This is a genomic window from Paenibacillus sp. FSL R7-0312, from assembly GCF_038004445.1.
Lineage (GTDB): Bacteria > Bacillota > Bacilli > Paenibacillales > Paenibacillaceae > Paenibacillus_AQ.
Genome location: NZ_JBBORE010000001.1, coordinates 3,378,699 through 3,397,768 on the forward strand (window position 1 = coordinate 3,378,699; position 19,070 = coordinate 3,397,768).

General features: G+C 49.7%; 15 protein-coding genes. 12 read left to right on the plus strand and 3 right to left on the minus strand.

Features of this window, described 5'->3' with window-relative positions; all coding sequences use genetic code 11:
• The first annotated feature begins 95 nt into the window (after positions 1–95).
• From MKX70_RS14730 to MKX70_RS14755, 6 genes are all read left to right on the plus strand, one after another.
• On the plus strand, positions 96–1,808 hold the full coding sequence (locus tag MKX70_RS14730) for a sensor histidine kinase (RefSeq protein WP_042238408.1): 1,713 nt from the start codon (positions 96–98) through the stop codon (positions 1,806–1,808).
• Between the two features lie 2 nt (positions 1,809–1,810).
• Positions 1,811–3,406, plus strand: a complete 1,596-nt coding sequence (locus MKX70_RS14735) for a helix-turn-helix domain-containing protein (RefSeq protein ID WP_042238405.1) — start codon at positions 1,811–1,813, stop codon at positions 3,404–3,406.
• Between the two features lie 357 nt (positions 3,407–3,763).
• Positions 3,764–5,308: an ABC transporter substrate-binding protein gene (locus tag MKX70_RS14740; RefSeq protein WP_042238403.1), complete on the plus strand. Its 1,545-nt coding sequence runs from the start codon at positions 3,764–3,766 to the stop codon at positions 5,306–5,308.
• 70 nt (positions 5,309–5,378) lie between these two features.
• Positions 5,379–6,302 carry an ABC transporter permease gene (locus MKX70_RS14745; protein WP_042238401.1) on the plus strand — a complete coding sequence of 308 codons (924 nt, stop codon included), beginning with the start codon at positions 5,379–5,381 and terminating at the stop codon, positions 6,300–6,302.
• A 12-nt stretch (positions 6,303–6,314) separates the two neighbouring features.
• Entirely contained in the window at positions 6,315–7,208 is an 894-nt protein-coding gene (locus tag MKX70_RS14750; RefSeq protein WP_340840240.1) for a carbohydrate ABC transporter permease, read from the plus strand.
• Positions 7,209–7,235: 27 nt separating this feature from the next.
• On the plus strand, positions 7,236–8,042 hold the full coding sequence (locus tag MKX70_RS14755) for a Nif3-like dinuclear metal center hexameric protein (RefSeq protein WP_042238397.1): 807 nt from the start codon (positions 7,236–7,238) through the stop codon (positions 8,040–8,042).
• Between the two features lie 82 nt (positions 8,043–8,124).
• Here the strand turns inward: MKX70_RS14755 and MKX70_RS14760 are convergent, their stop codons facing one another.
• On the minus strand, positions 8,125–8,319 hold the full coding sequence (locus MKX70_RS14760; RefSeq protein ID WP_042238395.1) for a hypothetical protein: 195 nt from the start codon (positions 8,317–8,319) through the stop codon (positions 8,125–8,127).
• A gap of 642 nt (positions 8,320–8,961) precedes the next feature.
• Here MKX70_RS14760 and MKX70_RS14765 point away from each other — a divergent pair.
• The 4 genes from MKX70_RS14765 to MKX70_RS14780 all read left to right on the plus strand — a co-directional run bounded on the left by MKX70_RS14765 (position 8,962) and on the right by MKX70_RS14780 (position 14,362).
• Entirely contained in the window at positions 8,962–10,548 is a 1,587-nt protein-coding gene (locus MKX70_RS14765) for an acyl CoA:acetate/3-ketoacid CoA transferase (RefSeq protein WP_042238393.1), read from the plus strand.
• Positions 10,549–10,588: 40 nt separating this feature from the next.
• Entirely contained in the window at positions 10,589–11,827 is a 1,239-nt protein-coding gene (locus MKX70_RS14770; RefSeq protein WP_042238392.1) for an L-lactate MFS transporter, read from the plus strand.
• Positions 11,828–11,893: 66 nt separating this feature from the next.
• The gene (locus tag MKX70_RS14775) at positions 11,894–12,853 is read left to right on the plus strand and encodes a DUF561 domain-containing protein (protein ID WP_042139058.1); all 960 of its coding nucleotides are present in this window, start codon (positions 11,894–11,896) and stop codon (positions 12,851–12,853) included.
• A gap of 156 nt (positions 12,854–13,009) precedes the next feature.
• A complete protein-coding gene (locus MKX70_RS14780; RefSeq protein WP_042243123.1) occupies positions 13,010–14,362 on the plus strand; it encodes a sigma-54 interaction domain-containing protein in 1,353 nt (450 codons plus the stop codon).
• On the opposite strand, the gene MKX70_RS14785 is transcribed toward MKX70_RS14780, so the two are convergent.
• Both MKX70_RS14785 and MKX70_RS14790 read right to left on the minus strand, forming a co-directional pair.
• A complete protein-coding gene (locus MKX70_RS14785; protein WP_042238391.1) occupies positions 14,343–15,608 on the minus strand; it encodes an MFS transporter in 1,266 nt (421 codons plus the stop codon). The two genes, MKX70_RS14780 and MKX70_RS14785, sit on opposite strands and share 20 nt — an antisense overlap.
• A 47-nt stretch (positions 15,609–15,655) precedes the next feature.
• Positions 15,656–16,567 carry a LacI family DNA-binding transcriptional regulator gene (locus MKX70_RS14790; protein ID WP_340840241.1) on the minus strand — a complete coding sequence of 304 codons (912 nt, stop codon included), beginning with the start codon at positions 16,565–16,567 and terminating at the stop codon, positions 15,656–15,658.
• 199 nt (positions 16,568–16,766) lie between these two features.
• Between MKX70_RS14790 and MKX70_RS14795 the strand changes: the two genes are divergently transcribed.
• The gene (locus MKX70_RS14795) at positions 16,767–17,909 is read left to right on the plus strand and encodes a DUF1611 domain-containing protein (protein ID WP_340783844.1); all 1,143 of its coding nucleotides are present in this window, start codon (positions 16,767–16,769) and stop codon (positions 17,907–17,909) included.
• A 20-nt stretch (positions 17,910–17,929) separates the two neighbouring features.
• The gene (locus MKX70_RS14800) at positions 17,930–19,069 is read left to right on the plus strand and encodes a DUF1611 domain-containing protein (protein ID WP_340783847.1); all 1,140 of its coding nucleotides are present in this window, start codon (positions 17,930–17,932) and stop codon (positions 19,067–19,069) included.
• The last annotated feature ends 1 nt before the right edge of the window (position 19,070 follow it).

Below are 19,070 nucleotides of genomic sequence, written 5' to 3' on the forward strand. Positions count from 1 at the left end.
CTAACAGCAAATTGCATACTTGCACGCCCCTGGGCCCATCGAGTTCGTATCGGCTTCAGGGGCTTGCTGAATTCCGGGGGAAGGAGGAGGTGGGGATGATCCGAACGAACAGTATCATTTTCAAATTTTCGTTGCAGATGACCGTGATTCTTGTGATCCTGCTGTCCATCCTTGTGCTGAGCAATATATACTCCCTGGAGGTGGTGCGAAGTAATGCGCTGACCAGCTCGCGGAATACACTTGCCCTCTATCAGGCGAATATTCATAACAACTTCAACAATTTCTCCAAGGATCTGATTGAGGTGTTCGACCATAACATAGATACCGCTGTCAATACAGCGGGTATGGATGAGAGCAGCCGGTATTTCAAGGTCCAGCAGCTCAAAACCAACCTGCAGGCGAAAATGGCGGGCGGCTATTCCAGTGACGGCATGTTCATCAGACTCTCCGGAGAACTGGTGCTGGAGCAGTTCAATAGCCGGATGGAGTCCGGGGATAAGCTGGCTCTGGTTGATTTTCTGAATATGCACAAGTTCGATACGGCTCCGGTAGCGCAAAGCGGGGAATGGAAGGTGTTCCAGATCCGGGACGAATATTATTTGTTCAAATACATTACCTATTCAGACGTCAGCTTCGGAACCCTGGTGAAGGCGGACAACCTGTTGTCTATGGTAGACAGAGGGGCCAATGATCAGAACCGGTATGTACTGAGTGATGCAGGGGGGATAATACTGGCTGCCAATAATATCTCCCTGAATGAGGCGGACACAACCCTGGAGAGCTTAACGGAGCAATATCAGAGCAGCTTCCTGATTGTGTCTGAACCGATCGGCGAGTTTGGCCAGATGACCAATATGGTCCCCAAGGGCGGATTGTTCTCGGGCCTTCAGCTTATTCAGTGGGGGATCGCCTTGCTGGCGGTGCTCTCGGCGATTGTTGTACCGCTAGTGCTGAGATTCTTGACCAGGGATGTGCTGAGGCCGATTCTGGAGCTGGTGAAGGCGGCCAAGGCCGTCGAGCAGGGTCAGCTGGAATACCAGATTCCCCAGAATACACCGTACTCCCTGGAATTCATGAAGCTGTTCCATGCGCTGGAATCCATGGTCAGTGAAATTAAGGATCTGAAGATTCAATCTTATGAAGAACAGATCGAGATCAGCCGCGCAGAGATCAAATATCTGCAGATGCAGATCAGGCCCCATTTCTTCCTGAATGCGATCTCGACGATCACCAGCTTAACCTATCAGAATAAGAATGAAGAAATCCGGCGCCTGATCCACTGCCTGTCGGAACATCTCCGGTATATGTTCAGAGGCGGGCTGATGGAAGTTACGATGGAGGAAGAGATCCGGCACACTGAGAATTACATCCGGATGCAGGAGATCCGTTACCCGGATCAAATTTTCTTCATGATCGAGATCCAGGAGGAAGCCCGGCAGGTACCGATACCGCAATTCATGATTCAGACCTTTGTGGAGAATACCTTCAAGCACGCCATGTTCTATCAGGAGATGCTGTCCATCTTCATCAGGGTGCGGATAGAGACCAGGGACGGGCGTCCGTTTGTCAGTATTGTGATTGAGGATAACGGAGCAGGCTTCACTGCCGAATGGCTGAATTCGCCGGAGTCCGTACAGGTGACGGAGGATGGAGGCCGGGTCGGAATCGCCAATATCCGCAAAACCCTCAAGCTGCTCTACAAACGCGATGATCTGCTGAAGCTGTCCAATGCAGAGTCTACAGGCGCAAGAGTAGAGCTCTGGATACCTGTGAACCGGGTGGACCAGCCCATATCAGAGGGGGGATAAATATGCGTTGTATGTTGATTGATGATGATATTCCAACCGTAGAAGCCCTGCGCAGGATTGTCAATTGGGATGAATTCGGGATTACGGAAGTGCAGGCCGCCCATAATATACAGGATGCGAAGCAGTTATTCGGGCAAGCCGAGCCGGATCTGATCATTTGCGATATCGAAATGCCGCGCGGCTCAGGGATTGATATGATCCAGTGGGCGAGAGACCGCCAATATGAAGGCGGGTTCATCTTCCTGACCTGTCATGAGAGCTTCAGCTTCGCCTCTAAGGCCATCTCGTATGATGCCGACTCTTATCTGGTTAAGCCGCTGGACAAGCAGGAGCTGGAGGCGGCCCTGCGCAAGTCCATGGATACGCTGAAGAACAAAATCATGATGGGTGAATACAGCAAAATGGGTCAGGCATGGCTCAAGAATCAGGATCTGATGGAACGGAGCTTCTGGAGTGAGGTCCTGACAGCGACGATATCTCCCCGAATCCGGCTTATTCAGAGTGAAGTGCAGAAGCGGGAGCTGCCTGTCTCCGTACTGGCGGATTATAGGCTGCTGCTGATTAGTGTTCCCCGCTCCCAGATTGAACGGGAGTGGGACGAAAGTATCTTCCATTACGCGCTCTCGAACCTCGTCTCTGAAATTCTCAGCAGCCAGGTGAGCGGCGGGCGGATCATCGCCTACCAGGTCGATAAGGTGTTCTATAATGCAGTTCTTGCCGAGAGCCAGGTGGATAAGAAGTGGCTGGAGGCGAGTGCCGGAGAGATCATTCGGCTCAGCAGACATTATCTGAAGTGTACCGCCACCTGTTATTTCAGTGAGCCATCGGCCATCTCCGGTCTCTCGCAGCTCAAGGCGGAGCTGGAGCAGGCGGATGAGTCGAATCTTATTTTCAGGGGAAGGGTCCATCTGCCGAACGAACCCTTCTATGTTGATCTAACCGAGCGCTATACCCTGGATACCGAGTTGTTCACCCTGCTGTTCGTCCAGAAGGAGAAGGCGCAGATTGTGAACCGGCTGAAGAAGGAGCTGGAGCTGCTGACCAGCCGGAACAAGCTGGATTCGGCAACCCTCCATGCCATCCGGGAAGATCTGCTTCAGGTGGTCTATTCGCTGCTCTCCCGGCATCATATTCAGGCACACCGGTTGTTTGCCGATGAACTCAGCCAGCAATTGGCCCAGGATGCCGAGAGCAGTGTGTTCGACTTCATGAAGTGGGCGCAGGTGCTTACGGAGAAGACGGTGGATTCCATCAGGGAAGTGCTGCAGTCGGAAGGCGTAGTCGAGCGGGCCAAACGGTTCATCCAGGACCATTATACTCAAGACCTCAGCCGTGAGGATGTTGCCGCAAGCGTCTATCTGACAGCGGACTATTTGGCGAAGGTCTTCAAGAACGGGACCGGGCAGACGGTCAAGGAATATTTGAACGATTGCCGCATCCGGGCGGCGAAGCAGATGCTCCTGGAGAGTGCGGCCAGCATAGGGGAGATCGCCATGGATACCGGGTTTGATACGATTTCCTATTTCTCGACAGTATTCAAAAAATGGACCGGCGAAACACCGGCAGCTTATCGTGCCAAGCACAAGGCTGTTCTATAGCAGGAAGCTCCGTATCTCCCCGTGAGAAGCGGAGCTTCTTGCTATAGAGATTTTAGTTGGATTGTATACAGTTGTTGCTGAATAAACAACACTTAATTCGCGGCATTTCCTGTAAAGTTGAAAAATTTCAAATAATAGATGCTGTTTGTCCACTTGCTTGGGCATCATTCGTAGAAATGGAGAAACGAAGCTGCCTTTTTCCACTTGTTTGCTTGGCCGAAGCAGGGCGGTCACGCCGCCCGCCAGAGAATCACGCTCCAGTACGTTTTTTTATAAAAACAGCCCGTCTTTTTGAAAGCCTGCCCCCCTCCAGGACCAGTACAATGAGAATGTAAATATAGAACAGGAGGCATGATCATGAATAATAAAAAGGGGTTAGGTTCACTGCTGTTGTCTATGGTAATCTGCGGTTCCCTGCTCTCCGCCTGCGGCGGCAATTCCAATACAACGTCCGAGGGTTCCGGGAATACAGAAGCTAAGGCCAAGGCTGCTGAGATTGTGTTTGCCTTGCCGTCCTTCAACCGGATTCCTGATGATCTGAGCAAGGTGACGAATGCGATCAATGCCATTACAACCGAGAAGATCGGTGTCAAAGTAGATTTCCGGCTCTTCGGTCCGGCGGATTATGCCCAGAAGGTCAATCTGGCGCTCCAGAGCGGAGAGAAAATGGATATCTTCACCACGCTAGGACAATTCTCCAACTATGTGTCCAAGAGTCAGGTAGCTCCGCTCGAAGAGCTGCTTCCCGAACATGGTAAGGAGCTATCCGCCATTCTGGACAAGGATTTCGGTCCGGATATCCTAAAGAGCACTACAATGGATGGGCATATCTATGGAATTCCAGTAAATAAAGGGATGGCTTTACCTACGAATATCATCTACAACGCAGATATGCTGAAAGACGCAGGAGTCTCGGCTGACACGATCCAATCGGTGGAGGATCTGCCCGCTGTCTTCGCTGCCGTGAAGAAGAAGCTGCCCGATGTGGTTCCGTTTGGCCCGATTAATGTGAACCCGACAGATACGGGACTTGTGAATTGGATGAAGGGTGCCAGCAAGGTGGATTACCTGACCGATACCACCGGAGTCGGTGTGGTCATCGGCGACAACGGCAAGGTCGTAAACTTCTACGAATCCGATGTATTCAAGAATGGGATACAGATGATGCGGGAGTGGTTCAATGCGGGATACTTGCAGAAGGATACTGCGACTACGACGATTACAGCGATGGAGATGGTCTCCTCCGGGCGCGGATTCTCCTTCCTGGGAGGGTACAGCGGTATGGAGGTTGGCAAGCAGCTGAGTGCGCAAGTCGGGAAAAACATTGAGACCAAGCGGATCGCCCCGTTCTACTTCGATACAAGTGCCGTGAACTCCGTAACCTGGATGGTCTCCAGTACCTCCAAGGAGACGGAAGCTGCCGTCAAGTTCCTGAACCTGCTGTACACCGACAAAGAGCTGATCAACACCATTCTCTTCGGAATCGAAGGGGAGGATTACCTCAAGGTGGATGAGCATCATGTGAAATTCCCTGAGGGCATGGACGCCAATACAGTCCCTTACACAGCTATGCTTAGCTCCGGGATCGTAGGCTCCGAGTCCCTCCAGTATCAGATGGAGGGAATCAACTGGTCGGATGTGGAACTGAAGCTCCAGGAGAACAAGGATACCACCAGATCCCCGTATTTCGGATTTATCTTTGACCAAGGCCAAGTGAAGACGCAGATGAGTGCTGTGAACAACGTAGTGAATCAATTCCTGCCGGCGCTTGTCAGCGGATCGGTAGACCCTGAGAGCATTATTGCGAAATTCAACAGTGCGCTGAAGGATGCGGGTGCACAGGACATTATAGACAGCAAGCAGCAACAACTGGATCAATGGCTTGCCGCGCAAAAACAGTAATTTAATTAAGCCTGCTGAAGGTTGAGCCGCTAACGGAGGCTCAGCCTTCGGCAATGGAGGTGAATCCGGCATGATAGCCAAACCTAAATCCAAACCACTCAAAAAAACACTTCCTTTATTAATTCTGGCGGGCCCGGGCCTGCTGTACTTTCTAATCAACAGCTACTTCCCCATGTTCGGGGTATTCATCGCGTTCAAGGATGTCAACTATGCGAAGGGCATCTTCGGCAGTGACTGGATCGGCTTCAAGAATTTCACCTTTCTGTTCCAGACCAGCGATGCCTGGATTATGACCCGGAATACACTCTTGTATAATCTGGCCTTTATCGCGCTTGGAACCATAGTTTCAATTCTCATCGCCATTCTGATGTCGGAGCTGCTGAACAAGCTCTATTCGAAGCTGTTCATGACCGGACTGATTCTTCCGAATCTGATCTCGATGGTCGTCCTTTCGTTACTCGTCTTCGCCTTTCTGAACGCCGACAGCGGATTCGTGAATCATTCGATTCTCCGGCCGCTGGGGATTCCGGAGATTAACTGGTATTCGGAGGCGAAATATTGGCCTTATCTGCTGGTGCTTATTCAGATCTGGAAGACGGCAGGCTACGGTTCCATTATCTATTTCGCATCTATCGCAGGCATCGACAAGAGCATCTACGAGTCTGCCAAAATTGACGGGGCCGGGAAGCTGAAGCAGATCCGCATGATTACCTTGCCGCTGCTGAAGCCGACCATTATCGTGCTGGTGCTGATGTCTATGGGACGGATTTTCAACTCCGACTTCGGCCTGTTCTATCAGGTGCCTATGAACTCCGGTGCGCTGTACAGCACAACCCAGACGATTGATACGTATGTCTACCGCGCCTTGATGCAGCTGAATGATATTGGAATGTCGGCGGCAGCCGGTCTGTATCAGTCGCTGGTCGGCTTTGCCCTGGTGCTTACGGTCAATGCCATCGTCAAGAAGGTTAATCCAGAAAATGCATTGTTCTAGGAGGAAATACAGATGATCCAAACAAGAGGAGAACGGACGTTTACTGTGTTTTCTGCGGTCGTGATGTTCCTGCTGACGGTTTTTGCTTTTTTACCTTTCCTTCTGATTGTCATTGCCTCGTTCACCGATGAGACGACCCTGATCCGCAACGGGTACAGCTTCTTCCCTGAGCATACCAGTCTTGAAGCGTACCGGTATATTAAGTCCTCGGCGTACATCTTCATCAGAGCCTATGGCGTTTCCTTTCTGGTTACGATCCTGGGAACTGCCATTGGACTGCTTATAACAAGTATGCTTGCTTATCCGATGTCGCGGTCCGATTTCAAATATCATAATGTGCTGGCGTTTGTCGTCTTCTTCACTATGCTGTTCAGCGGGGGAATCGTGCCTTCGTATATCATGTGGACCCAATATTTCCATATCAAAAATACCCTGTGGGCGCTGATTCTGCCCAATCTGCTGGCGAACGGTTTCAACGTGCTGTTGGTCCGTAACTATTTCAAGAATAATGTTCCGCTGGAGATTATCGAAGCTGCCCAGATCGACGGGGCTTCAGAACTGCGGACCTTCTTCCGCATTATGCTTCCCCTGTCCATGCCGGTGATGGCTACCGTGGGGATGTTCATGGGCCTGGCCTATTGGAATGACTGGATCAATGCGTTATATTTTGTATCGAAGCCGCAATTATACGGCATTCAGAATCTGCTGATGCAACTCATGAGCAACATTCAATTCCTCAATTCCGGTCAGGCCGGCAACGTGCTGGGTGCGGAGTCCGTATCGCTTCCAAGCACAGCCGTGCGGATGGCAATGGCGGTGCTGGGCATTGTGCCCGTGCTGTTCGTCCTGCCGTTCATGCAGAAATACCTGACCCGCGGCGTGATTATTGGTGCTGTCAAAGGCTGACAACTGAAATGAAAAGGAGAATGAGCGATGAATGTCCAGGAGGTTATTGACCGGATTCTACTCGATTGCTGCGGAGGACGCAAGCTGGAACAGACCTGTGATGTGCTTGCCAGCGGCAAGGAAGACATGGAGGTCACAGGGATTGTCACAACGTTCATGGCGACTGTGGATGTGATCAAGGAAGCCATTGCAATCGGAGCGAACCTGATTATTACCCATGAGCCCACCTATTTTACCGGAATGGATTCGCTGGACTGGCTTCAGCAGGACCCGGTATATCTGGCCAAGAAGAAGCTGATTGATGAACACGGAATGACGATCTGGCGGTTCCATGACCACATGCACCTGGCCGATACGGACCGGATTTATGACGGTCTGCTCAAGGAGCTGGATTGGGAGGACAAGAAGCTGGACGATAAGGATGCCTGGGGGTATCAGATTGAAGGGACCACCGTCGGTGCGCTGGCCGGCTTCCTGAAGCAGCGGCTGGGCATGAAGGTCATTCAGATTGTCGGTAACCCGGAAGCAGCCTGTGCCCGTATCGGCATCCTGGTGGGAGGCGGCAGCCTCGGGCTAGGCAGGGAGCAAATGCCGATGGAGCTGATGCAGGAGAAGAACCTGGATGTGATGATCTGCGGCGATATTACGGAGTGGACCTTATGCGCTTATGTGAATGATGCCGCCATGCTGGGCATGAACAAAGCGATGATCGTAATCGGCCATGAGCGGTCCGAGGAGTGGGGCATGAAGTATATGGCGGAGTGGCTGACGCCGCTGGTAGACGGGCTTCCGGTCACGTTCGTGGATGCGAAGGAGCCGTTTGTGTATTTGTGAGGTAAGGGGAACAGCTTCATATGCCCCAAATAAAAAGCAGCCATTGCCCATTGACGGGAAGATGGCTGCTCTTTTGCATTTTTCACTTCTTCCAATTCTCCACAAAATGATCTACTGCTGCCCGCTCAATGGCCAGTCCTTCCGTGTAACGCTCCATAAACAAGGCGAAGCCATCCACCTCAACGCTGCCCGGAGCTACCACCTGCCCTTCTTCTGCATGGAACACTTTGGTCGACAGGTAATCAGCCAAGCTCTCCTGCGGGTTCTTATGAATCATGTAGGCCTAGGGGCATTCTCAGCGGCCGTTCATTTTTAGGACATGCGCATGGCAATGCCCTTTCTTTGACTAAGGTCTAGTGCACCAGTGAAAAGGAAAGTTACGTCTACAAAATATGGATTTGAATTATTTTTTGAGTACTTCCGCTTCAATCTGCTGTTGCAAAAATGCAATTTACGCAATATCGGAAAAATATTTTATTTTTTTTGGACAGATACGGAATAACTTAATTTCGGTTCTGCATCAATTTGTATTATCCGCCGGATAGGAAAGGCCGCCTCCGCGTTGTTGTCACTAACGGCCAGACTAAGAGGGATGAAATAGTGTGGTTATTTTGCGACTCATACCTCTAGACCGGGTGGGGGAAATTCAACCGTGTATTTCAGCTGTTTAGTCAGGCCTGCATATCAGGCATTGAAGAAAAAACCTGCTTGAAAAGGGTGTGTTCAACAGAGCCAGTCGCAAAAAAACAACAGAAAAAAACCTTTAATTAAAGCCGTTTTGGGACGGTTGACCGGTCCTTTTTTCTGTAATACGATGACATTGCGAAATATTTCACAATACATTCAAGGCGTATGAAGCAACCGTTTTATTTTTTTAATCACCGAAGTGAAATTATTCACATACAAGGGAGCAGATGAAATGACCAAAGTAATTTCAGCCGCCAAAGCAGCGGAACTCATCAAAGACGGAGATACAGTGGCAGCCAGCGGATTTGGATTATCCTGCTGGGCAGAAGAGATGGGGATAGCCATTGAAGACCGCTTCATGCAAACGGGGCTGCCGAGAAATCTGACGGTCATGCACGCCAGTGCAGTCGGCAACCGCCGCGACAAAGGGATGAGCCATTTAGGCCATGAAGGATTGATTAAACGCTGGATTGGCGGAATTGCCATTGCTTCCCCCGGGATGGCGAAGCTGATCGAAGAAGACAAATGTGAAGCGTACAATTTGCCCCAAGGTGTAATTACTCAGCTCTACCGGGAAATTGCAGCCAAGCGTCCGGGTGTGATTACCAAAGTAGGCATGGAGACGTTCGTTGATCCCCGGGTCGAAGGCGGCAAAATGTCCCCGTCCACGAAGGAAGACATTGTAAAGGTTATCGAACTTGATGGCGAAGAGTGGTTATTCTATAAGTGTTTTCCCATTCATGTCGGCTTGATCCGCGGAACCGTGGCTGATGAGAATGGCAATCTGACGCTGGAAAAAGAAGGCCTGCATATGGAGGTCCTGCCCATCGCCCAGGCAGTCCGAAACTCGGGAGGTATCGTGATCGCCCAGGTAGAGACGGTTGCCAAGCGCGGCACCCTTAACCCTAAGGATGTTAAAGTTCCGGGGATTCTAGTAGATTATATTGTCGTGTCCAAGCCGGAGAATCATTACCAGACAGAGAACACCCAATATAATCCGGCATTCTCCGGTCATGTTAAGGTACCTACCGAATCTATTGAATCACTGCCGCTGGATGAACGCAAAATCATCTCCCGCCGCACAGCAATTGAGCTTCAGCCGAATGCGATCCTGAATCTTGGGGTTGGAATTCCGGTAAATGTTGCCAACATAGCAGAAGAGGAGGGAGTAAGTGACCAGCTGATTCTAACCACGGAAGCCGGTTCTATCGGGGGTGTTCCCGCAGGTCTGAAGGACTTCGGTCATGCTTATAACTCTGAGGCCATCGTAGATCATGACGCACAGTTCGACTTCTATGATGGAGGCGGTATCGATTTATCTGTCCTTGGCCTCGCTCAAATGGATGAATCCGGGAACGTAAATGTCAGCAAATTCGGTACCCGGGTAGCCGGATGCGGCGGATTCATTAATATCTCTCAAGCAGCCAAAAAGCTGGTATTCGCAGGTACATTTACCGCCGGCGGTCTCGAGATCAAGGTTGAAGACGGGAAATTGCACATCCTTCAAGAGGGAAAAGTGAAAAAGTTCATTAAGAAGGTGCAGCAGATCACGTTCAGCGGTTCTTATGCGGCCAAAGTAGAGCAACCGGTTGTATATGTTACGGAGCGCGCAGTATTTGAACTGCTGGATGGAAAAGTAACCTTAACTGAAATCGCACCGGGTGTTGACCTGCAGACACATATTCTGGATCAGATGGACTTTGTACCGGTGATCTCACCCGCACTCAAGCAAATGGATCAAGCCATGTTCCACGAACACTGGGGGAAGCTGAAATCTATTATTGCCGAGAAAAACCGGGTCTTATTGGAAGTATATTAATCTATCAATGCTTCAATACACTATGAAAAGGGATGATCTCATGAATATTCAGTTAAACCGCTGGAGGATACTGATCGCATCGGCCATTATTAATATCTGTGTAGGTGCAATATACGCATTCAGTATTTTCGCCCTTCCATTAACCAAAGTGTTTGATGTTTCGATGCCGGATATTATGATGGCTTTTACGATCAATGCAGCAATCTCTCCAATTCCAATGATTCTGGGAGGGAAGCTGGTCGATAAAGGGGGAGCGAGGAAGGCTATCTTTATTGGCGGAGCCATGTTCGGGATCGGCTTCATTCTATCGGGACTCGCAACCGCGCCCTGGATGCTGTATATCACTTACGGTGTTATTACCGGGATCGGCCAGGGGATCGTATATTCCTCGACCATCGGCAACAGTGTGAAGCTCTTTCCGGATAAAAGAGGCCTGGCTGCAGGAATTGTTACAGCGGGCTACGGCGGCGGAACCATTGTTATCGCACCTATAGCCAACGCGTTAATCAGCGGTCAGGGTGTCCAGCCGGCATTGATCATGCTCGGTGCCGTCTTCCTGGTAATTATTCTGAGCCTGGGTCTGCTCGTTAGACCTGCACCGGCCGGTTATGCCCCTGAGGGCTGGACGCCTCCGGCTGCCGGAGCTGCCAAGGGCGGCGTGAATGTACAGTGGCATGAAATGATCAAGAAGCCGCTTTTCTATGTCATCGCCTGCCTGTTCCTAATCGGTGCCCTGTCAGGCATGATGGTAACCGCCAATGCGTCTGTCATCGGACAGAAGATGTTTGGCCTCTCCGCCGCAGCCGCAGCACTATATGTAAGTCTGTACTCACTCAGTAACTGCATCGGCCGTGTATTCTGGGGCGCTGTATCCGACAAAATCGGCCGGGTAAAATGTCTGCTCATGATCTATCTGGTCATTGCGGCCATGATGCTGACAATAGCATTATCGACATCCATCGCCGGATTTGCGGTAGCCATCGCAGGCATTGGCTTGTGCTTCGGCGGAACCATGGGCATCTTCCCTTCGATTGTCGGCGAGAAATTCGGGATGAAATATTACGGTGTCAACTATGGTGTAACCTTTATCGGTTATTCAGGAGCTGCCTTCTTCGGACCGAGAATTGCCGGTAAAGTGGCAGCAGCCAATGACGGAATGTTCACGAATGCTTTTTACATCGCGCTGGTGATCTCTTTGGTGGGCTTTGCCCTAACCTTTGTGTACAAAGCAATGGATAAACAACAGCCGCCGCAGCCTGAAGTTACCCAAGCCGCTTAAGAAACTGAGTTACATTAATGAATAACTAAGTTACATTAACGAACAATATAAATGGAGGTTAACACAATGTCGATTACACAATTATTAGGGATTAAATATCCGATTTTTCAGGGGGGCATGGCTCAAATCGCAGTTTCTCCTCTGGTAGGTGCTGTGTCCAATGCGGGAGGGCTGGGCATTATCGGTTCAGGCGGATTTACCGCGGACCGTCTTCGTGATGAGATCCGTAAGGTGAAAGCAAGCACCGATAAACCCTTCGCTGTAAATTTGATGCTGATGATGAACAATATCCCTGAGCTTATTGAGGTCATTATCGAAGAAGGCGTGAAGATTGTGACCACAGGTGCAGGCACGCCTGCTCCATACATGAAGACGCTCAAAGAGCATGGCATTATCGTTATTCCGGTAGTTCCTTCGGTCAAAATCGCCAAGAAAATGGAAGCCTTAGGTGTGGATGCAATTGTTGCCGAGGGAACCGAAGCAGGCGGACATGTGGGTGAAACCACGACGATGGCTCTTCTGCCTCAAGTCGCCAGTGCAGTGTCGATTCCGGTAATCGGAGCCGGCGGGATTGCGGATGGCCGTGGCATCGCGGCTGCATTTGCACTCGGAGCACAGGGTGTTCAGGTTGGAACCCGGTTCCTGGCTACAGTGGAATGCCCTACTCACGAGAACTTCAAACAAGCCGTCATTGCTGCAGATGACACTAGCACAACGGTGACTGGCCGCAGCCTGGGCGGTCCTGTAAGAAGCATCAAGAATAGTATGATTGCTGAATTCCTGAGACTTGAGAATGAGAAGGCTTCGCGCGAAGAGCTGGAGAAATTAAGCCTCGGATCTTTGCGCCGGGCCGTATTTGAAGGAGATACAGATACGGGCTCCGTAATGGCTGGACAGATTTGCGGGATGGTGAATAAGATTACTACGGTTGAAGAGATGATTACCACTATGTTCGAAGAGGCGCAGGAAACCCTCGGGAAGCTGGGACATTTACAGCTGGGGCCATTATCAGTTGTAGGCGCATAATAAAGTGTCATATCATAAGCCAAGTGGTATCATTTACGTAATGATATCGTTTGGCTTTTTTCTATATAAGGATGTAAGCGTTACTATAATAGTATAGGACTGATAAATTTGACCAAAAGAAATAAAAAATCAGGTAAACGTACGATAGACGAAATTATGGAAGAGCTGCCGTCCACTTTATTTGTTACCGATCCACACGGAAATATATTAATCTCCAATGAATTTACCGCTTTAACCATCGGAGTTCAATTGGAGGAGCTGCTGAAGGCGAATGTCCAGGACTTGGTGAAGGCCGGCTATTATCCTCATTCAATTACGATGGAGGCCATTCAAAGTAAACAAAAGGTTTCGAAGAATGTCATCACCTCAAGAGGATTTCATATCTTCTCAACAGCGATTCCTATTCTGGATAAGGATGGGGAGGTGCAGCTGGTAGTCACCACTTCTAATGAATTCAAGCAGGAGCACGCCTATTATGAAGCAAATGTACCTGTAACCCAGCAGATCAACAAGCAGCTCGGTGAAGCAGCAGCGGGGGAAGGCAAAGGGATTGTAGCTGAAAGCCTGGCCATGAAACAGATCATTAAAGTCTGCAACCAGATCGCGTCCTACGACAGTAAAGTGTTAATCTATGGTGAATCCGGGACCGGTAAAGAGGTAATAGCCAAATATATTCATCTAAGAAGTGAAAAGTGGAAGGGGCCCTTCATTGCGATTAATTGCGCAGCTATTGCTCCGGCTCTATTCGAATATGAATTGTTTGGATACGAAAAAGGAGTCATGGAAGGACAGACGGAAGTGAAGGCGGGCATGATTGAAATTGCGAGTGGCGGGGTTCTTTTTCTGGATGAAATAGCGGATTTGCCGCTTGAGATGCAAGCCAAGCTACTGCGGGTTCTGGAGAATAATGAAGTAAGACGCGTCGGCGGCATCGTGAATATACCGGTCCATTGCCGTGTGATCTCAGCTACGAACCGGGATCTGTGGAGTATGGTGAAGAAAGGGCTATTCCGCGAAGATCTGTATTACAGGATTAATGTGATCCCGATTCATATTCCTCCGCTCCGTAACCGCAAGCTGGACCTTGTAGGACTAATCTCCAGTTATATCGCCAGCTTCAATCAAATGTACGGGAAGAAATATGTCTTAAGTGCGGAAGAGTTTGAGAAGATGCTGAGTCAGCCCTGGCACGGGAATGCGAGAGAGCTGAGGAATTATATCGAACGGCTTGTGGTTACGGAATACATGGGAATTAGCCAGGAGGAAGAGGATCAGGTAGCGGACTGGTTTGCAATCGACCACTTCATAGCCAAGAACAAACATCACCTGTCTGCGCTGAAGGATTTCACTGCAGTAGCAGAGGGACGTTATATTGTAAAAGTGCTGAAGGATTGTTATGGAAACGGTACAGAAGCGGCAAAGAAATTAAATGTGGACCGCTCGGTTATTTACAGAAAACTGAAGAAAATGGAAGAAGTGCTGCGGAATTTTATTTATAATCCCGAATGATCTTGAGCTTGGTGGAAGCATATAAGGCGAACAGGAACAGCAGCAGACCAATGGAACCCATGACAGGACCCGGGCTGAAATAATCCGAGAGGTAGGAGACAAGAGTTAGACCGATCGACGGAGCGACACTCATAATCGACCCAAGTACTCCGAAGACCCGGCCCTGAATCTCTTCCGATATTTCCAGCCTGAGGATGATATTGATCAGCAGCGTGCAGAACGAGAACATGAATCCAATCAGGAGAATGATAGGAATGGCTGTGGCCGCAGAAGGGATGAATGATAACAGGATGTACATCGGGCCCAGACAGAACAGGCCGCTCATAATAAATAATCCTCTCCGTCTGATTCTGGAGCCCAGGATCATAATTATGCCTGAGCCGATCATATAGCCGAGCGGGATACAAGCTTCCATGAGTCCGAACTGGAACGGGCTTGCCTTCCAGACGTTGACGGCCATAACCTGGGTCAGCATCAGCGAGGGCATGAAGAATAGAGTGAGCGTCGGAAGCATAATGATGACGGCCTTGGCAAAAGGGAATTTCCAGATATACCGTATGCCCTCCCCAAGGTCCTGAATAAAATTCCTCTTCTGCCCGGGCTCGGAATTCACGCGTGTCGGCACGGGAAGGGAACGGACAGCAAGAACCAGCAGGAAGGAGACCAGAAACGTGACTCCATCGAATAAAATGGCATCCGCCGCACCGAAGCTCGCTACAAAGATTCCGCCCATGGAAAAGCCAACTGTCCGGCAAATATTCTCTGACAGGTTAAGCATGCCTACGGCTTGCTGGACATGCTCTTTGCCAACCACGGTGATAATGGAGGACTGGTAGGCGGGGGACTGGAACAGGGCAGATACAGTAGTCAACGCAGTAAGCAGGGCTACGATAATGAAGGAAGCGGAAGAGAGAGAGAGGACCAGGGCGAGCGTTACTACCAGTATGCAGCTGATCAGATCCGTGACCAGCATGATTGTTCTGCGGTTGATCCGATCTGCAAACGTTCCTCCAATGGATCCGAGCAGCGAGCTGAGCAACAGATTAATGACCGTCAGTACAGCCACCAGCTTGGCACTGCCGGTGGTCTGAAGCACCCAGAGACTGAGAGCGATACTGTGAAAGGTATTGCCGAACAGGGAAATGGAAAAGGAGCAGAGCAGCAGCATGAATTTTTTGTTGGCCCACAGTTTTGGATAGGAGTGTACCGCAGGGGCCGCCTGGCTGGCTATAACGGGTTCTGGCATAGTTACTCTCCTTTCAACTTAAACGCTTAAGTTAACCCTCAAAAAAATTAGTCGACATAATAACAGTTATTCACTTGCTCGGAGTAGTCCGGATGGTGCAATAGCTCTTGCATGAGTTCATAGGCAACCTCCGCTTTATCTCCTTGAAAAACAATCTTCTTCACATCTTCACCCAGCATTTCCGGGGAATTACTTGTGCAGATGACCGTAAGATGCTCGAACTTTCCAGACTTCTCCACGTAGCTGCCAATGAATTCATTGATCACAATTGCCTGCTTGAAGCGGTGGTGCTCCATGGCCGGAAGCAAATCCTGAAGTTCATGGATCTCAAATACGGCATCCTCAGCCAGAGGAACACTGCTGCGGATATAGCGGGTGAGGAGCGAATTATTAAAGCCCTCCAAAATCAAGCAGACCTGCGACAGATCTTCGGGAAGAGCTTTTTCAAGCGCTGATCGGAAATTAAACACCACCTGCTTGAAAAGCTTATCCTCTATCATGCTGTCGATCAGAATCAGGGGGATGCCTTCGACAAAGTGTCTGGAGATCGAGTAGAAGGAATTATCTTGTGTATCAATGAGGAACACGGCTTCCAGCTTGCGTTCAACGATAATATCCAGCGAAGGGGTGTCGGTATCCAGAGAATAGAGGAGCGTATGATAACCGGCCGCTGTAAGCCGCTGCTCCAAAGCATGAATGAAGGCGAGCTGGGCATGCAGCTTCCAGTAGGGCAATGACTTGGATTTGTGGACCAATACACCTATCAGACCGGTTTTTTGATTTGCCAGTGAGCGGGCTGCTAAGTTTGGAATATAGCGGAGCTCTTTAGCCAGTTCCATAATCTGGCGGCGCGTCTTCTCAGGAATGGTCTGATTATCCACACGATTCAGCACATAGCTTACGGTGGCAACGGATACGTTAGCACGGATGGCGATGTCCTTCATAGTCGTTTTTTTCAACGCACCAATCTCCTGTCTGTTGATTTCCTAAAGATTAACATTAGCTGGATCAGTCGTCAATCCTGGATGTGATGTGTCATAATAAACCTTTTATTTCTTGTTGTTGATATAATATGTAAAATATTGTAGTATCAGCTTAATCGGTTAAGTCTACCGATTGTTGTCTATTCTTTACTCTATTATTGGGAGGCGGTTATGTATGGACAATGTAGTGTTGTATCCCTTCAATAAGATTACGCAAGGGATCATCAGGTTCAGGGATCTAACGGATTTTACAGTAAGAGCGGTTGTTGATTTTGTCCTGCATAAGGGCAAAGATGCAGCAGAGCTGGTGGAAGGGCGTGCGGCGGGAATTCCGGTCACGGACAATTTTGAAGAGGTATTTGGCTTAGCGGATACTCTTATTCTGAATGATCCAGGAACTTCCTTCGGAAATAACGAGGGTGTGTACGGTGAGCATAAGCTCAGCCAGCTGTGGAGAATGCTCGTTGTCTCTGCCCATGAGCACAAGCTGCGGATCATCAGTGTGCACGAAATCATTGACCGTCCGACCCTGGAATGGCTGCTCGAGAATGGAATCATGATTGAAATTCTGCCTCAAATCCCCGCAAGTCTGCAGCGCCGGCTTCATACAGAATATGTTTTTCCTTCCCCTGGAGATGAAATAGCCACTTACTTATCTTATTTTGATATGGACGTACAAATAACCGCTTATAACCGCAATATATGCAAGGTAGGTATATTCGCAACAAGAGGATGCCTCGGGAAATTCACTGCCCAAATGTCATTATTCCGGGCGCTTAAGCAGGCAGGAGAGAAGGTCCAGGCGATTATAACCGAGCCCACAGCCGCACTCTTCAATCAACCGGGCGGCGATATAATGAAATTTATTGCCAATAAGCCGCTGAGCCAATATCCGTATTACATTCACGCGGCAGTCCGGGAAGCAGAGAGGGAAGGCTGTGATTACGTCCTGCTGTCAGGTCAAGGCTCCTTGCTTCCGAATGAGAATTTCGTGATTGCAGCGACCAAGGTCTCCTATTTGCGCGCTTTACAGCCCGATTTGACGATCCTGATCGCAGGCTACGATGATGATGAGCAGATTAGAGACAGCCTCGATATTCTTCGCGTTTACGGCAATAGCAGCCGGCCGTTTGCCATTCTGATTCCGGATAAATACGAAGTTGATTTCGGAGAATACATCTCGAAGACCCCGGAAGAAATAGAACAGCGCAAGGAAGAGATCCGCAGCCGGTTTGCAGCCGAGAATGTTGAATCGGTGCTGGACATTGGCAGATTGGCTGCCAAGCTGGCTGGCTATAAGAAGACTGTCAAATTATGATCCGGGCGGAGGCGGTGAACATGGAAAGGGTTGTCCTGTATCCCTTCAATAAAATCACGCAGGGTCTGCTTCGCTTTCGTGACCTGTTGAGCGTGGACATTGTGTCGGTGATCGACTTCGTGCAGGAAGACGGACAAGATGCCGGAGAGCAGGTGGACGGGAAGCATTCGGGAATTCTTATTCATTCGTCTATGGAAGCTGGTCTGAAGGATGCGGACACTCTGATTCTCAATGATCCCGGCACTACTTTTGGGGGGAACAAAGGTGTATTCGCTGAGCATGATCTGGCGGAATTATGGCGGAAATTGGTCTTGTATGCTTCTGGCCGGGGCTTAAGGGTAGTCAGTGTTCATGAAATTTATGACAGGGATACCCTGAACTGGATGGCAGAGCAGCAATTAAAAATCGATGTGGTTCACAGTCCTCAGGAGCAGCTCTTTCAGGAGATGGATGAGCGTTACAGCACGGGCGGAACAGATATTGAGTGCTATCTGGGACAGTTTGAGAAGGAAGCCTTGATGTTCGCCCGCCCCAGAACGATTAAGAGAGTGGGTATTTTTGCTACACGGGGGTGCATTGGCAAGTTTACCGTGCAGATGAATCTCTATCGGCAGTTCGGAGCGCTGGGCATTCCGGCTACAGCCTTTATCACAGAGCCAACCGGATTCCTGTTCGGGCAGCCTGAAGGGGATATCTTCAAATTCCTGGCGCACCGTCCGTTGGAGCAGTACCCGTATTATATCGATACTGTTATTCATCAAGCCCAGCAGAGTGGCAGCGATTGGATCGTTATGGCGGGGCAAAGCTCCATTCTCCCCACAATGAATATTGCTTTCAATTCTCTGCGATACGCGATGCTGCGGACATTTGATCCGGAGTATGTTCTGCTGATTGCCGGTTATGATGATGACAGCGCTATACTTGATGCGATTGAAATCTTAAGAATCTACTCCAGGCGGCCGATTGCCCTGCTGCTGCCGGATAAGCTTGAAACCTCTTATGGGCATTATGAGATCTATCCCCTTGAACAACGATTGGCCCGCAAGCTTGAACTGGAACAGAAATTTCATATTCATGTCCTCTTTACCGAACAAGCAGAAGCAGCGGTGAATCTTATCTTGGAGGAAGCGAATGCTATTCCGGCCGCTTCTGGTAAGTAAC

Bases quoted from the DNA above. Each gene is read 5' to 3' on its own strand.
- MKX70_RS14730 (WP_042238408.1), top strand. From the start codon at position 96: ATGATCCGAACGAACAGTATCATTTTCAAATTTTCGTTGCAGATGACC.
- MKX70_RS14735 (WP_042238405.1), top strand. From the start codon at position 1,811: ATGCGTTGTATGTTGATTGATGATGATATTCCAACCGTAGAAGCCCTG.
- MKX70_RS14740 (WP_042238403.1), top strand. From the start codon at position 3,764: ATGAATAATAAAAAGGGGTTAGGTTCACTGCTGTTGTCTATGGTAATC.
- MKX70_RS14745 (WP_042238401.1), top strand. From the start codon at position 5,379: ATGATAGCCAAACCTAAATCCAAACCACTCAAAAAAACACTTCCTTTA.
- MKX70_RS14750 (WP_340840240.1), top strand. From the start codon at position 6,315: ATGATCCAAACAAGAGGAGAACGGACGTTTACTGTGTTTTCTGCGGTC.
- MKX70_RS14755 (WP_042238397.1), top strand. From the start codon at position 7,236: ATGAATGTCCAGGAGGTTATTGACCGGATTCTACTCGATTGCTGCGGA.
- MKX70_RS14760 (WP_042238395.1), bottom strand. From the start codon at position 8,319: ATGATTCATAAGAACCCGCAGGAGAGCTTGGCTGATTACCTGTCGACC.
- MKX70_RS14765 (WP_042238393.1), top strand. From the start codon at position 8,962: ATGACCAAAGTAATTTCAGCCGCCAAAGCAGCGGAACTCATCAAAGAC.
- MKX70_RS14770 (WP_042238392.1), top strand. From the start codon at position 10,589: ATGAATATTCAGTTAAACCGCTGGAGGATACTGATCGCATCGGCCATT.
- MKX70_RS14775 (WP_042139058.1), top strand. From the start codon at position 11,894: ATGTCGATTACACAATTATTAGGGATTAAATATCCGATTTTTCAGGGG.
- MKX70_RS14780 (WP_042243123.1), top strand. From the start codon at position 13,010: ATGGAAGAGCTGCCGTCCACTTTATTTGTTACCGATCCACACGGAAAT.
- MKX70_RS14785 (WP_042238391.1), bottom strand. From the start codon at position 15,608: ATGCCAGAACCCGTTATAGCCAGCCAGGCGGCCCCTGCGGTACACTCC.
- MKX70_RS14795 (WP_340783844.1), top strand. From the start codon at position 16,767: ATGGACAATGTAGTGTTGTATCCCTTCAATAAGATTACGCAAGGGATC.
- MKX70_RS14800 (WP_340783847.1), top strand. From the start codon at position 17,930: ATGGAAAGGGTTGTCCTGTATCCCTTCAATAAAATCACGCAGGGTCTG.